Origin of the sequence: Microbacterium sp. Kw_RZR3 (assembly GCF_029222405.1) — a bacterium.
Taxonomy (GTDB): Bacteria; Actinomycetota; Actinomycetes; order Actinomycetales; family Microbacteriaceae; genus Microbacterium.
Genome location: NZ_JARHXC010000196.1, coordinates 1 through 15177, shown reverse-complemented (window position 1 = coordinate 15177; position 15177 = coordinate 1). Strand labels below are relative to the sequence as shown.

Sequence of the window (15177 nt, the reverse complement as noted above, 5' to 3'; positions counted from 1 at the left end):
TGCTATTCGCCGGCGGCGGCCGGAGCAGCCTGCGCCTGCGCGGCCGTAGCGGCATCGCGCGGAGCGCCGTGCGGGCGGATCATCGTCGGCCGACGCATGAACAGCACGGCGACGAGGCCCACCCCGATCACGACGATCGGCAGGATGAGCGACTGCCCCATCGCCTGCGAGAAGCCGCCGACCACCTGGGGCGGCAACGCTCCCCCGCCGAACGAGGCCGAGGCATCCGCTGCCCCCGGCAGGTTCGCTTCGAGGCGCGCCTGCATGAATGCAGCGATGGATGCCGATCCGATGACTGATCCGACGGTCCGGGTCGTGTTGTAGATGCCCGCACCGGCGCCCGCCTGGCGCGGCGGGAGGTTGCGCGTCGCGGTGGTCGCGAGCGGACCCCACATGCCGGCGTTTCCGACCCCCATCAGCGCGGACGGGATGAGGAAAGCCCAGATCGGCGCGTCATTGAGGATGAGGGCGACGTAGATGCCGAGCGATCCGCCGACGAGCAGGAGCCCCGGCACGAGCAGGAAACGGGGGTCGGTGCGGTCGAGGAGCTTGCCGGCGAACGGGGCGAGCACGCCCGAGAGGATCGCGAGCGGCACGAGCAGCAGGGCCGACTCGGTCGGGGTGAGGCCGCGCGCGAGCTGCAGGTAGAACATCTGCGGCAGCGCCATGCTCGTGACCGTGAAGCCCACCGCGGCGATGGCGAGGTTCGCGACCGAGAAGTTGCGGTCGCGGAAGAGGTCGAGCGGCACGAGGGGCTCCCCCTTGCTGCGCGCCTGCGTCCAGACGAACAGCGCCATGACGACGACACCCGCGGCGACCATCCCCCAGATCCACGCCGCCCACGAGTAGTGCTCCCCCTCCTGCAGACCGAAGACGATGAGGAACAGACCGATCGCGCTGAGCACGACGCCGAGGATGTCGAACTTGTGCGCCGTCCGCGGAAGCTGCGGGACGAGGATCATCGCGGCGACGAAACCGATGATGCCGACGGGGATGTTGATGAAGAAGATCCACTCCCACCCGAGACCGTCGACGAGCAGACCGCCCGCGAGCGGGCCGACGAGGGTCGCGACACCTGCGGTGGCACCCCAGAGCCCCATGGCGGCACCACGGTTCTGCGGCGGGAAGGTGCGCGTGATCACGGCCATCGTCTGCGGCGTCATGAGCGCGGCGCCCAGGCCCTGAACCGCGCGGGCGACGATCAGCACCTCGAGCGAGGGAGCGAGACCGCACGCCAGCGAGGCGAGCGTGAAGATCGCGAGGCCCGTCAGGTAGATGTTCTTCGGACCGAAGCGGTCGCCGAGGCGCCCGGTGATGAGCAGCGGCACGGCGTAGGTCAGCAGGTAGGCGCTGGTGACCCACACGACGTTGTCGAGGTTGTTGGTGTCCGGGTCGAGAGCCGCCTTGATCGCGGGGTTCGCGACCGAGACGATCGTGGTGTCGACGAGGATCATGAAGAAGCCGATGACGAGCGCCCAGAGGGCGGGCCAGGGGCTGCGTTCGTGGGTCTTGTGCGACCCGGTTCGGGTGGATGCCGTCGAGGCGGCGCGGGCGTCGGTCATGCGAATGTCTCCCTCGAGACGCGGTGCTTGTTCTTGATGTGTTCGGGGATCTCGGCGACGCCCCACGGCAGGGTGCGATCGACGAGACGCGCGCGCAGGGAGTCCTGCCACGCGAGTTCGGCGTCGAGAAGCGCAGCCTGGCGCTGCAGCTCGACCAGGAATTGCTCGGGAGTGTCGCGATCGGCGGCGGACTCGAGACCGGCGCGATGCTCTGCGATGGAGGCGTCGAGCATTGTGCGGCGCTGGTCGAGCAGAGCGACGACCTCGTCGCGCTCGAGGTTGTGCGCTTCGGAGAGGGCGACGCGGAAATCGCTCGGACGATCGATCTGGGGCAGCTCGGCTCGGACCCAATCTTCGACCGCCTGGCGACCGGCATCCAGAAGCGTGTAGGTGGTGCGCTCGGGACGGTTCCCGTCGCGGTCGACGCCGACCTCGGCGAGCAGACCGTCCCGTTCGAGGCGGGCGACCGTGTGGTAGATCGTGCCCTTCTGCAGGGGGACGAGCCGGTCGTCGCGGCGCTCTTTCAGCAGGCGCACGAGCTCGTAGGTGTGCATGTCGGCCTCGCGCAGGGTCGCGAGGATCATGACGGCGATCGGGGTGAGGCGGCTGGCGTCCGGCATCCGTCCTCCTCATGGTCCGTGCTGACTAGTCCACGTGGACTATACGCCCTTTCGCGCGGTCGCGCGAGCCCGCGCGAAGAGCGTTGAGTGTCCAAAACACGCCGCAATGTCCGGGCAGGTTGCGGCGTGTCTTGGACACTCAACGGGAAACGACGGCCGGGAGGGACGCCTACGCGTCGGCGGAGGACTCGGCCTCGACGGGAGGGGCCTTCCGCGGGCGATGCTGCGCCCACCGCACCGGGATGCCGAAGATGCCGCGCTGATTGGGCTCCTCGACCTCGAGGCCGTAGTGCTCGCCGATCGCGTCGCGCAGTTGCGCGCGTTCGGCCTTGTCGTACGCCCGCATCTCACGCCGGAAGGCCGTCACCGTCGCCCAGCAGATCGCGAGCAGCACGATGCTGAAGGGAAGCGCGATGCTGATCGCCGCGGTCTGTAGCGCCTGGAGCCCGCCCGCGATGAGCAGGGCGAACGCGATGACGGCGGTGGCGAGGGCGAAGAACACGCGGACCCAGTTCTTGGGTTCCTCTTCGCCGCCGGTCGCGATCATGCTCATCACGAGCGCCCCGGAGTCGGCGGAGGTCACGAAGAACACCGCGATGAGGATGAGGAAGCCGACGATCAGCACGACGGAGCCCGGGACCCCCTCGAGCATCTGGAACAGGGCCGTCGAGACGTCGACCGACCCGTCCGCACCGACGTACGAGGCCGTGCCGGTCAGCTCGCCGTAGATCGCGGTCCCGCCGAGCACGGTGAACCACAGGATGCCGACGAGCGTGGGCACCAGGATCACCCCGACGACGAACTCGCGCACGGTGCGACCGCGCGAGATGCGCGCGATGAAGATTCCGACGAAGGGGGCCCACGAGATCCACCAGCCCCAGTAGAAGGCCGTCCAGGCCCCCTGCCAGGCCACGCCCTCGTCGCCGGCGTAGGCGCTGACCGTGAAGGACAGGCCGACGAAGCTCTGGATGTAGTTGCCGATCGACTGCACGACGTCGCGCAACAGGAACTCGGTCGGCCCGACGAAGAGCAGGAAGAGCATCAGGACCCCGGCGAGTACGAGGTTGATGTTCGAGAGCCACTTCATGCCCTTGCCGACGCCCGACAACAGGGAGAAGAGCACCAAGCCGGTGATGACGCCGATGATGATCGCCTGACTGACGATGTTGGGCGACACGACCCCCAGGAAGTCGAGACCGGCGCTGATCTGGAGGACGCCGAGACCGAGGGACGTCGCGACGCCGAAGAGCGTTCCGACGAGGGCGGCGACATCGACCGCGTTGCCCCAGCCGCCCTGCACGAGGCGTGCACCGAGGATCGGCTCCAGCGCCCACCGGATGGTGCGCGGACGCTTGCGACGGTGGAAGGCGTAGGCGAGCGCGAGTCCCAGCACGACGTAGATCGACCACGCGTGCACGCCCCAGTGCAGGAAAGTCTGGGACATGGCCTGCTGCGCGAGCTCGGCGGGGGTGCCCGTGACGCCGGGGCGGGGCGAGACGAAGTGGCTGAGCGGCTCGCTCACGCCGTAGAACACCAGGCCGATGCCCATGCCCGCGGCGAACAGCAGCGAGAACCACGACATCGTCGAGAACTCGGGCTCGTCGTCGTCCTGACCGAGCTTGATGTTGCCGAAGCGGCTGAATCCCATCGCGAGGGCGAAGACGACGAAGAACGCCGCGATCAGCACGTAATACCAGTTGAAGGTCGAGACGATCGTCGTCTGCACCGTGTCGAACGTGGCCTCGGCAGCGGCGGGGAAGAACAGCGCGAACGCGATGAACGCCAAGGCGATGGCCGCGGCGGGCCAGAACACCCATCCGCGAATGGTCCTGTGGCGACTACCGAGATGGGGATCGATGTTCACCGCGGTATCGGGGGCTGCCTCGGTCATTCCATTAACGGTAGTCAGCGGCATCCCGCGGACCGGGGGGCAGGCGCCGCGAAGCGCGGTGTGGCACAATCCGCGCCGGTGCGGGGCGTCGACACCCGCAATAATGAGCGGGTGACCTCCGCTCCCCCCGCCGATCTCGCCGGCTGGCGCCACGTCTACTCCGGTAAGGTGCGCGACCTCTACGTTCCCGCCGACACCGCCGACGACGCCGCACCCGCTCACCTCCTCGTCGTCGCGAGCGACCGCGTGAGCGCCTTCGACCACGTGCTCTCCCCCGGCATCCCCGACAAGGGCGTCCTGCTGACGACGCTGAGCCTGTGGTGGTTCGACCAGCTCGCCGGCGGCGATGGGGGGCGTGGCATCCCGAATCACCTCGCTGCCGACCACGTTCTCACGGGCGACGACGCGGTGGAGCTGATTCCGGATGCCGTGCGCGGCCGCGCCATGCTGGTCCGCTCGCTCGACATGCAGCCCATCGAGTGCGTCGTTCGCGGATACCTCACCGGCTCGGGCTGGGCGGAGTACCAGGCAACGCGCACGGTCTGCGGCATCCCTCTTCCCGAGGGGCTGAACGACGGCGACCGCCTACCGGAACCGCTGTACACCCCGGCGTTCAAGGCGCCGATGGGCGAGCACGACGAGAACATCACGTTCGAGCGGTCGGTCGAGATCGTCGGCGCCGACACGGCCGCCGCCCTGCGCGACCTGTCGCTCGAGATCTACCGCCGCGCGTCGGCCACCGCCGAGGCGCGCGGGCTGATCCTCGCGGACACGAAGTTCGAGTTCGGCTTCGACGCCCAGGGCGTGCTGACCCTGGCCGACGAGGTGCTGACGTCGGACTCGTCTCGATACTGGGATGCCGAGTCCTGGCGCACCGGCACCACCCCCGCCGAGCGGATGGCGAGCTTCGACAAGCAGATCGTCCGCGACTGGCTCGCGGCGAACTGGGACAAGCAGGGCGAGCCGCCCGCGCTGCCCGACGCGATCGTCGAGCGCACGCGCGAGCGGTACGCCGAGCTGCTGCGTCTGCTGACGGCATCCTGACCCGCCCGCGGAGGCTTCGACAGGCTCAGCCACCGCTCGGTCTCGCTCAGCCACCGCTCGGTCTCGCTCAGCCACCGCTCGGTCTCGCTCAGCCACCGCTCCGCTCGCCGAACCCCGGCACTGGCCCCCACCACCGGTCCCTGAGCTTGTCGAAGGGACGCACCGCCCACATCCCCCGTAGGAGACACATGTTCCGCTGGAAGCTGCACGGCAACGGGCGCACCGTCGAGCCCGGCGCGGTCGTCGCCCCGGGCGAACGCCTGAACTGGGGCGCCACCGTCGCGATCGGACTTCAGCACGTCATCGCGATGTTCGGGGCGACGTTCCTCGTGCCGGTGCTCACCGGCTTCCCGGTCTCGACCACACTGCTATTCTCGGGCGTCGGGACGCTGCTGTTCCTCCTCGTCACGAAGAATCGGCTCCCCAGCTACCTGGGCTCGTCGTTCGCCTTCATCGCACCCATCACCGCCGCGACCACGGCGGCCGGCACCGGCTCCGCCCTCGCCGGGATCGTCGCCGTCGGCGTGCTTCTCGCCGCGATCGGGTTCGTCGTGCAGTTCGCCGGCCTCGGGTGGGTCGACAAGGTCATGCCCCCGGTCGTGGCGGGCGCGATCGTGGCCCTCATCGGGTTCAACCTCGCGCCTGTCGCCTGGGGGAGCTTCCAGAAGCAGCCGCTCACCGGCACGATCACGCTGGTCGCCGTCATCCTGTTCAGCGTGCTCTTCCGCGGCTTCCTCGGCCGCGTGTCGATCTTCCTCGGCGTGATCGTCGGCTACGTCGCCACGGTGCTGATCCAGGTGACGACCGGCGAGGTCCTCATCGATTTCGCCGCCGTCGAAGCGGCGCCGTGGGTCGGACTGCCGGAGTTCCACTTCCCCGACTTCGCCTCGCCCGGCACGTGGTCGGTGATCGCGATGTTCCTGCCCGTCGTCCTGGTGCTCGTCGCCGAGAACGTCGGACACGTCCGCGGAGTCGCGGCGATGACGGATGCCACGGCCAACCGCTCCACCGGACGCGCACTCATCGCCGACGGCGTCGCCACGACCCTCGCGGGCTCGTTCGGAGGCTCCGGCACCACGACCTACGGCGAGAACATCGGCGTCATGGCCGCCACTCGCGTCTACTCGACCGCGGTGTACTGGATCGCGGGCCTCACCGCGATCCTGCTGAGCCTCTCACCGAAGGTCGGCGCCGTGTTCAACACCATCCCGCCCGGCGTCCTCGGCGGCGTGACCACCGCCCTCTACGGCCTGATCGGCATCATCGGCATCAAGATCTGGGTCGACAACCGCGTCGACTTCTCGCGTCCGGTCAACCAGTACACCGGCGCCGTGGCCCTCGTGCTCGCGATCGCGGGCTTCACGATGGACATCGGCCAGTTCCAGCTCGGTGCCATCGTGCTCGGCTCGGTCGCCGCGCTCGTGATCTACCACCTCGGCAACGCGATCGCCCGGGCCCGCAAGACCGGCGCCGACGACGGTGGCCCGATCCCCGCCGTCGGCCCGCTCGGCGGCGACCCAGCCTGAACCCCGCCGCCTGTCCGCCCCATCCCCCCGGAGCATCCATGACCGCCACCACTCGTCCGACCGCCCGCACCGGCATGATCCTCGTCGCCATCGGCACCGTGGGCCTTGCCGCCATGCTGTGGTGGGATGCCAACGGCGCCCCCACCGTGGCCCACTTCCTCACGGCGTCCTTCGGGTACCTGATCGGCCAGGGCATCGTGACGTTCTTCGCCGCGCGGCGTCGCCCGCGCTGAAGTGCCGGGCCGCGGCATCCGGACCGTCCCGCGGAGTCCGGCCCGCGGCACCCGGGCCGTCCCGCGGAGTCCGGGCCGCGGCATCCGATCCGTCACGCGGAGTCCGACCGCGACACGCCGCCTCCACCCACCGCCCACCGGCGCGTCGCGCCTGAACTCCGCCTGACGGCACAGCGCCGACCCGGCCGCGTTCGCGCCGGCCCGCTCTATGCACCATGATGACGGCGAGGCAATCGCCCACCGGAAGGACCAGGATGTCGACCACCGAAGCCCACACCCATGACGTCGCCGTGCTCGGCGAGGCCCTCGTCGACATCGTGACCACCGCGGCGGGAGCGTCCGAGCGGCCCGGAGGCAGCCCCGCCAACGTGTCCGTCGCTCTCGGCCGACTCGGCCGCGACGCCACGCTCGTGGCACGCGTCGCCGACGACGAGCGCGGGGCCGCGTTGACCGCGTGGCTCTCGGCATCCGGAGTCGACCTGGTCACGGCCGGATCGCCGGAGCGCACCGCCACCGCCCGCGCCACCATCGGCGAGAACGGCAACGCGACCTACGACTTCGACATCGACTGGGTACTGCCCTCCCCCGTCGAGATCCCCGCCGCGCGGATCTTCCACACCGGATCCGTCGCCGCGACACTCGCACCGGGTGCCGACGAGGTCCGCGCCGCCGCCGAGCGCGCCCGCGCCACGGCACTGGTGAGCTACGACCCCAACATTCGTCCCGCCCTCACGGGCGGCCACGACGACGCCGCCGCCCGCGTCGAGGCGCTCGTCGCCCTGGCCGACGTCGTCAAGGCGAGCGCCGAAGACGCAGAGTGGCTCTATCCGGGCGTTGCCGCCGTCGATGTCGCGCGGCGATGGGTCGAGCTGGGCGCCGGGCTCGCCGTGATCACCGACGGAGAGGCGGGATCCCTCGCGGTCACCGCCCACACCACCGTCGAGATCGCCGCCGTTTCCGTCAGCGTCGTCGACACCGTCGGAGCGGGCGACACGTTCATGGGGACGCTGCTCGACGGCATCCTGGACATCCCCGGAGACGTCGACGAACTGCGCGCGAGCGTTCGCGCCGTGGACCACGACGCCCTCGTCGCGCTGTTGAGCCGTGCGGCACGCGCCGCCGCCATCACCGTCGGCCGCGAGGGAATGGACCCCCCGACGCGCGACGACCTGGCCGGCTGATCGGGCGTGTCTTCGGCGGGCGGCCGGCGGCATAGACCAGCACGCAGAGCGCACCGAAGGATGCCGGGATGATGACGGCCCACCAGGGGAAACCGGGGATGTCCGGGGCCTTGCCTGCGGCGTCGATGTCGGCCTGCGGCGTCGGGGTCACCCGCTCCCCCGTCACCAGGATGCGATGTGTGTTGATGCCCAGAGGCGTGCAGGTGACGAGCGTCACCAGGTCTTCCCCGGCCTGCGGGAAGAGGCTCTCGGTCTCCTCCGGCAGCACGACCCGCGTGTCGCGCACGCGATAGGTGAGCACCTCTCCGAAGACCTCGATGGTGAACGTGTCGCCGACGACGACCTTGTCGAGATCATCGAAGAGCGTGGCTCCGGCGAGCCCCCGGTGCGCGGTGAGCACCGAGTGCTGGTCGGTGCCGCCGACCGGCAGTGACGTGCCCTCGAGGTGCCCCACCCCCTTGCTCAAGGTCGCGTCGCTGGTGCCGTGATAGATCGGCAGGTCCACATCGATCGACGGGATGCGCAGCCGAGCCATCACCCCGTCGGCGCTGGCGTGAAGCAGATCGTCGTAGACGAACCCCGGTGCGTTCGCGCCAGAGCCCGTCGGCACGCGCGACCCCGCCTCGAGCAACGCCCCGCCCACGAGGGCGGAGTTGTAGGAGTGCGCTTCGGACAGGGCCTCGCTGCGCGTCGACCGAGTCGTCGCGCCGAGGTCGGTCTCGACGCTCACGATGAGTCGCGACTGGTTGTACTGCGTCCACCAGCTCGCCACCGTCGGGTACATGAGCAGCAGAACGCCCAGGAAGGCGACGAGGGCGAACACCACCGTTCCCCACGGCAGGTGCCATCGGCGACGACGGGCCTGGCGGCGGGATGCCGGGGGGCCGGGGTCCTCGCCGGGGGGACGCCAGGACCGACGTCGGCGCGGGTGCAGCGCGACGTCGGCCCCAGCTACGGGAGAGGTGGCGTTGGGGGAGCCCACTCCTCCCGGCTTCATGCGGTCAGGACCGCTTCGCCCGCGCGCGGCGAGCGATGATCGTTCCCACACCCGCGACGACGAGACCGCCGCCGACGATGGTGAACAGGGCGCTTCCCGCGCCACCGGTCAGCGGGAGGTTCGGCCCCTGCTGCTGGGTGTTGTCGATGGTGACCGTCGTCGGCGTGTCTGCTCCGGTGGCGTTCACGGTGACCTGGGTCCACGGGTCGGCGGGGAGGACGTATCCGGCGGGTGCCTGCGTCTCCTTCACCCAGTAGGTGCGCGACGTCACCGAGTCGTTGCCCACCCACAGGCCGGCGATCGAGATCTTGCCGGTCGCGTCGGTGGTGAACGGACCGGTGACGAGCGTGCCGTTCTTGGCGTCGTACACCTCGAAGATCGCACCCGAGAGCGCGTTGGAGGTCGCGGCATCCGTCTTCTGGATCACGAGGGGGCCCCAGTTGGTCTGCGGCGTGTTGGTCTCGCGGTCGGATCCGTTGGTGTTGACCACGGCGGTGTTGGTGATCTGGCCGTTGGCCCCGAGGCTGGTGACCTTCGTCGAGATCTTCGCCTGAACGGCCGTCTTGCCCGCGAGCTTGGACAGACCCGTCGAGGTGAAGGTGATCTTGACGTTGCCGGACACCGTGTAGTCGGTGTTCTCCACGAGCGTCGTTCCATCCACGGAGACGGTGGCACCCGTGTAGGACAGGCGGGCGTCGAGGTTGTCGGTGATCGAGAAGCTGCGGTAGGTGTCACCCGCGGCGAGCGCCGGGAGGGGAGCATCCACCGTCCACACGACCGTCGAACCGAGCACCGGGGCATCCGGGGCCGAGACCGACTTGGTCGGGGTGGTGTTGTTCAGCTTGTTCTTCGGGTAGACGTGCACGTCGTAGAGCCAGGTCCCCTGGTTCGGGTACGGCACCGACACGAGGAAGGGCTGCACGGGCGAGACGATCGGGTTGGGGCCGGGGTTGGTCTCGGTGACGTAGTACAGACCGTAGGGGAGGTTCGCCACAACCGCCTCACCGTTCGCTCCCGTGGTCGCCGTGGTCGAGCTCGAGAACGAGAAGGGGGCCGACGTGATGTTGGCGGGCGTGGCCGTCGCGGCCTGGTCCCAGCCGGCGGCGGTGGTCAGGTCGATCGCCGTGCCGTTGTAGGCGACGCGCTGCACCGAGAACTGCACGCCCGAGAGCGCTTGACCGAGCTGCTGGACGGCGGCCGGATCCGTGATCTCGGTACCGTTGCCCGCGGCACCGGGGTCACCCGCGTGCTTGTGGATGGTCAGCGTTCCGGTGGTCCCGGTGATGTTCGACGGGCTCGCAGGGTCTGCTGCTTGTGCGGCCCCGGCGGCTCCCACCGAGCCGAGTGCGGCGAGGGCCGCGATTCCGATACCGGCGGCCAGCTTTCGCAGCCGTAGTGATCTGGTGGACATGTGATTCTCGCTTTCTTTCCGTGGCCGCCGAGGTCGACGACAGCCGAGTAGAGAGGGGATGTGCGGGGAGGACGAACGGTCAGCGCGAAGACCGCAGCCGGCGCCTCAGGATCAGGGAGATGGCGATGACGGTCGCGCCCGTGAGGGTTCCGAGACCCGCGATCAGGAACGTATCCGCTCCGACGCCGCCCGTCAGCGGCAGACGTGCCCCCGGCTGCTGCTCGTTCGTCTGCGGGCCGAGGTTCTGCGTCGTGCCGGCGTTGGCCGCTGTCACCGTGAAGGCCAGTGATCCCGCCGCGATGTATCCCGCGGGGGCCCGCGTCTCGGTGGCGGTGTACGACCCCCAGGCGAGCGCGTCGAGGCGGAACGCCCCGGGAGCGGGATCCTTGTCCAACCCGGTGCACGGGCTGCTGACGCAGTCGACGACCACGTTGTTCGGGGCAGCGAATGAGGGGCCCGAGACCGTCCATTCCGACCCGGACAGCAGGTCGCCGGTGGCCTTCGACGTCTTGGTCCAGGCGACGCTTCCCGGCTTGCTCGCGTTCGTGATGGTGCACACCACGTCGGCGTCGGCGGCGACGGAGGCCGAGGCACCGGTCACGGTGCCGCCGGTGCAGCTCCACGTGCCTGTCTGGTAGCCGGTGGGCGCGCCCGACTCGGACAGCGCGTACGCGCCCGGGGCCACGATGGCGGACGTGATCGAGCTCTCACCGGTCTTGCCCGTGATGGTCTGCGAGCCCGTTGCGGTCAGCGTCCAGTCGGCCGGGGTCGAGCTGCCGCCGTACGTGTTGTCGACCTGCTTCTTCAGCGTCAACAGACCCGAGACCGGCTTGTTGGTGAGCGTGCAGTCCACCGCATCGCCGGGCGCGATGTTCGACACGGGGGTTCCAGACGGAGTCGCCACGGGTACGCTCTGCGTGCTGCCGTCGGCTCGAGCGATCGTGCAGACACCGCTCACGAACCGCCAACCGCTCTGCTGCTGCTCCGAGACCGTCACCTGGGCGCGGGACGAAGCACCGGTGAATCCCAGTTGCCACGACACGTTTCCGGATGCCGGGGTGACCTGGGTGGTCGCAGACGGAGAGGCGGTGCCGGCGCCGGTCGTGAACGTCGTCACCGCACCGAGAGTCCACCCGCTCCCGGGAACCGGGTTCTGCCCGCGGATGTCCTGGATCACCTTGCGGACGGTGACGCTCGCGGTCAACGGCCGGTTGGTGAACGTGCACTCGACGCTCGCGCCCGGGCGGTTGGGGATGGTCACCGTCGAGCCGGACCCCACCGCCACCGCAGCGCCGGTCTCGTCGAGGCACGCCAGAGTGCTCGCATAGCTGGCGAGCGAACTGCCGGATCCCGTCGCCATCTGCTCCGACAGCGTGTAAGTGGCGCCCTGCAGAACGGCGAGGGGCCCGACACGGGCGGCCTGCACGCCCGTCGCCGAACCCGACGTCGTGGCGGTTCCGGAGACGACCGAGCCGCTCGTGACCGAGAGGGTGAATTGGTCCGAGCTCGCAACGCGCGCGGCGACATCCTTGCGGAGCGTCAGGTTGGCGGGGGAGTTGCAGCTGGCGAGGTCCGTGCTGTCGCTCAGTCCCGTCGTGGCGACGGAGATCAGCGTGCCCGTGGAGGTGTCGTACTCGCGCGCGGTGGTCGCGTTGCCGAGGAACATGCTGCCGCTGGTGTTGAAGGCGATCCCGTTGATTCCGGAGAAGCCGGAGGTGGTGAAGCTGAATGACTTCGACGCGGGGATCGCTCCGCCGGTGGCCGCCGCGAGGGCGGCCGCGGTCACGGAGAAAACCGTCGTGTTCGACTGGCCGCGGACGATGTACAGGTTGCCGTTCGCGTCGAACGCCATGTCGCCGTTGAACGCCGAACCGTCGGCGCCCGCCGAGGCGTCTACCGAGCCGATGAGCGTGAAGGCTCCGGTCGAGGGAACGTATCGGGTGAGCTGGAACTGGCCCCCAGAGGTGAAGCCCCCGAGGTAGTAGTTGCCGGTCTTCAGGTCGATGGCCCCCGCGACGAACGAGGTGATCGAGTTGTTGGTGTAGGTGTCGGTGGTCCTGACCCAGTTCGCCCCGGTGAAGTAGTACATCGTGGCCGTCCGCGCCGAATTGGTGCGCTCATAGGCCAGGGCCGTCGTGCCGTTCGCACCGATACCGAGGCCGTTGAATGACGAGACGTTCGGCGCAGCCGCGCCGACGGTGGACACCGTCCCGCTCGTGATCCGCCTCATCTGACCGCCCGCGGACACCGAGTAGAACGTCTGCGGCGCGCAGGTCAACGATGCCGCGACGCCGGAGGGGACCGAGGCCGGAACCGCCCGCGGAGAGAGCGCCTGCGTGACGGCGGTCGTGACCGCGGGGCGCAGCTCGGATGCGTTCGCCGACGTGCCCGAGCAGAGCAGCCCGAGGGACACCGCGACGACCACCGCGAGACGGACGACCTTCTCGGTCCTATGCATGGCTTTCTCCCCCTTGTCGAATAGCGCCGATTCCGACGGCGATATTCGCGATCCCACGATGGGCCTCGTTTCGGGTAGAGGCCGCGGGCAACGACATCCGTCCTCCTATCGCAACGAAGTCCGACGGATGCCGCGTCCGAAGCTATTCGCCTCTCAGAGAAGCGCGAAACTTCTCATACCCTCCCTAATCCCCCGCTTTCATACGGCGTCTTCATACTCGCGTTCATACCCGCGCTCGACCGCACGGGACCCGTGCGTCGGGACGCCGACCTCAGCGGCAGGAGAGGATCGCCCCCTCGGCAGAGGGTCGAGGCCCGATCGCACGACGCCCGGTTTCGCGGGCGCGACGGATGTCGATGAGAGACCACGCCGGAAAGCGACCACGTCTCACGCCCTTTGGGAATACCGCGCGAAACTTTCAGTCTCTTCTGGGATCCGCGGAGATGACGTTCTCGTTGATGGCTGCCATGAAGAAATCACGCTCCTCCAGGAAGGAAAGCGCCTGCTCCCTGCTCGAGACTCCGAGTTTGCGATAGAGCGTACGCAATTGCGTCTTCACCGTATTGACACTGACGCTGTCTTTTTCGGCGATATCTTTATTTGATGCGCCATGATAAATACTCCACGCCAGGGACTCTTCGCGAGACGTCAAGCTCGGGACGAAGGACGGCGAAGGCGGGGCGGGCAGGCTCCCACGATATTCTTCGAGCCGAGCGACGAGGGCGCGGGCCCCGGGCACCAGGTCGCCGACGACCTGCGCGACCTCGTCCAGCTCGGTGCCCGCGAGGCCGATGAACGCGTTCAGCGACAGCTGCGCACGAGCCGCCACCCGGAAGCCGTCGGTCAACGAGCGGCGCGCGCGGCCGACCTCGCCGAGGCGGTATTGAGCCACCCCCCGCACGAGCATGATCGCCGCTGCCGCGCGCAGGCTGTGCTCGGCGAGGCGCCCCACACAGGGTTGCGTGACGCGCAACACGGAGCGGTAGTCGCCCATCATCTCCAGCGCCATGGCGCGTTTCGCCTCGAGGCAGACTACGTGGGAAGGCGGCAGAGCGCACGCACTCAGCACGGCCAGCGCCCGCCGCGGCTCGCCGCGCAGCAGCAGCGTGTCGAAGTACAGGTTCGTCAGCAGAGCGCGGACGATCGAGTGCCCGCGCGACGATCCGCAGGCGAGCAGATCGCCGGCCAGGCAGACCGCTTCATCGAGGTCGCCGGAGAGCACTTGCGCCTGCACCACGGCCACGTCGGCGGCGTACGCGAGAGGATCGCCCCCGCCGACGATCTGTCGGAGGGTCGCCGCCGTGCGCAGCAGACCGTCGGCATCCCCGCTGTTCGCGAGGACGAGGATCCGCGCCACGCTCAAGATGTAAGAGTTCTTCGCCCACGAAGAATCGTTACGCTCCGCGAGGGCGTCGCATTCAGCGATTTGAACGGATGCCAGGGCCATATCGCCGCGAAGCGCCTGACAGAGAGCCAGCACGCTCTTCGCCCGGAAGGATTCGGCCGAACTCACACTCATACTCAATGCCCGGCGCGAATGCAGAGCGCCTGCGGCGATGTCTCCGAGGGAGCAATAAGCCTCCGCCGCATTCGCCTCGAGGAAGAAACTCGACTGACGATCCAGAGGGACGCTAGAACGAAGATGGAAGTTCCGCCAATAGCGGCGGAGGAGATACTCGCAACTTTCCATATCATCGAGTCGTGAATGCGAGATGAGTGCTGCGCTGAGAATAATCACGTCATTTTCGGACATATTCTGAGGACCTGATTGGAACCTCGATGACCGCACGTAATTCAAGTCGTAGATTTGAACGGCCGCCGCATTCGGCAACGTGCTCGCATTCACTCGGCGCGCCGACTCGCTAACCAGATCGTATGACTCGAAAAGACTCACTTCGCTTCCACCGTGATCACTCGAGGCCCCCCTCATGAGAAAACCGGAATTGCCTGTTATGCATACGTGCACGAGGCGCCACTCGATACGGCGTGCCACTGTACAGGGGCCCAACGCGCACACTCCGCTTCTTATCCGCGGCAAATAGGCGTGACGGAACCGGGCCCGTCGAGGTGTCGAACTCGCCGGCCGAGAGGGGCCCCCCGACGAAGTTCCGCCGCATATCGAGCGAAATCGGCATTCGCGATGACACGAGCATCGCGACACGCGCGGCCTCGCTCACCCGGATGTGGGAGCGCTCTCACGACGTTTCGGTCGATTCGCCACGCGCGCGCCTCAACGGCGTGTCGCGGCTCCCTC

General features: G+C 68.7%; 11 protein-coding genes. 4 read left to right on the top strand and 7 right to left on the bottom strand.

What is annotated here, in order from left to right:
- Window positions 1-2: 2 nt before the first annotated feature.
- The 3 genes from P2P98_RS10330 to P2P98_RS10320 form a co-directional block, all read right to left on the bottom strand.
- Window positions 3-1562, bottom strand: a complete 1560-nt coding sequence (locus P2P98_RS10330) for a DHA2 family efflux MFS transporter permease subunit (protein WP_275799613.1) — start codon at window positions 1560-1562, stop codon at window positions 3-5.
- The gene (locus P2P98_RS10325; protein WP_275799611.1) at window positions 1559-2182 is read right to left on the bottom strand and encodes a PadR family transcriptional regulator; all 624 of its coding nucleotides are present in this window, start codon (window positions 2180-2182) and stop codon (window positions 1559-1561) included. The genes P2P98_RS10330 and P2P98_RS10325 overlap by 4 nt, the downstream gene beginning before the upstream one ends.
- 169 nt (window positions 2183-2351) lie before the next feature.
- Window positions 2352-4073: a BCCT family transporter gene (locus tag P2P98_RS10320; protein WP_275799609.1), complete on the bottom strand. Its 1722-nt coding sequence runs from the start codon at window positions 4071-4073 to the stop codon at window positions 2352-2354.
- A 111-nt stretch (window positions 4074-4184) separates the two neighbouring features.
- Between P2P98_RS10320 and P2P98_RS10315 the strand changes: the two genes are divergently transcribed.
- The 4 genes from P2P98_RS10315 to P2P98_RS10300 all read left to right on the top strand — a co-directional run bounded on the left by P2P98_RS10315 (window position 4185) and on the right by P2P98_RS10300 (window position 8057).
- Entirely contained in the window at window positions 4185-5117 is a 933-nt protein-coding gene (locus P2P98_RS10315) for a phosphoribosylaminoimidazolesuccinocarboxamide synthase (RefSeq protein WP_275799607.1), read from the top strand.
- Window positions 5118-5305: 188 nt separating this feature from the next.
- Window positions 5306-6643 (top strand): solute carrier family 23 protein, encoded by a 1338-nt coding sequence (locus P2P98_RS10310; RefSeq protein WP_275799605.1) that lies wholly within the window; start codon window positions 5306-5308, stop codon window positions 6641-6643.
- Between the two features lie 38 nt (window positions 6644-6681).
- Entirely contained in the window at window positions 6682-6876 is a 195-nt protein-coding gene (locus tag P2P98_RS10305) for a hypothetical protein (RefSeq protein WP_275799603.1), read from the top strand.
- A 254-nt stretch (window positions 6877-7130) separates the two neighbouring features.
- A complete protein-coding gene (locus tag P2P98_RS10300) occupies window positions 7131-8057 on the top strand; it encodes a PfkB family carbohydrate kinase (RefSeq protein WP_275799601.1) in 927 nt (308 codons plus the stop codon).
- Here the strand turns inward: P2P98_RS10300 and P2P98_RS10295 are convergent.
- The 4 genes from P2P98_RS10295 to P2P98_RS10280 all read right to left on the bottom strand — a co-directional run bounded on the left by P2P98_RS10295 (window position 8002) and on the right by P2P98_RS10280 (window position 14676).
- Window positions 8002-9039: a class C sortase gene (locus P2P98_RS10295; RefSeq protein ID WP_275799599.1), complete on the bottom strand. Its 1038-nt coding sequence runs from the start codon at window positions 9037-9039 to the stop codon at window positions 8002-8004. The genes P2P98_RS10300 and P2P98_RS10295 overlap by 56 nt on opposite strands.
- 19 nt (window positions 9040-9058) lie before the next feature.
- Window positions 9059-10465 carry a SpaH/EbpB family LPXTG-anchored major pilin gene (locus P2P98_RS10290; protein WP_275799597.1) on the bottom strand — a complete coding sequence of 469 codons (1407 nt, stop codon included), beginning with the start codon at window positions 10463-10465 and terminating at the stop codon, window positions 9059-9061.
- Window positions 10466-10544: 79 nt separating this feature from the next.
- Window positions 10545-12923, bottom strand: a complete 2379-nt coding sequence (locus P2P98_RS10285; protein WP_275799595.1) for a SpaA isopeptide-forming pilin-related protein — start codon at window positions 12921-12923, stop codon at window positions 10545-10547.
- A gap of 418 nt (window positions 12924-13341) precedes the next feature.
- Window positions 13342-14676 carry a LuxR C-terminal-related transcriptional regulator gene (locus P2P98_RS10280; protein WP_275799593.1) on the bottom strand — a complete coding sequence of 445 codons (1335 nt, stop codon included), beginning with the start codon at window positions 14674-14676 and terminating at the stop codon, window positions 13342-13344.
- Window positions 14677-15177 lie beyond the last annotated feature (501 nt).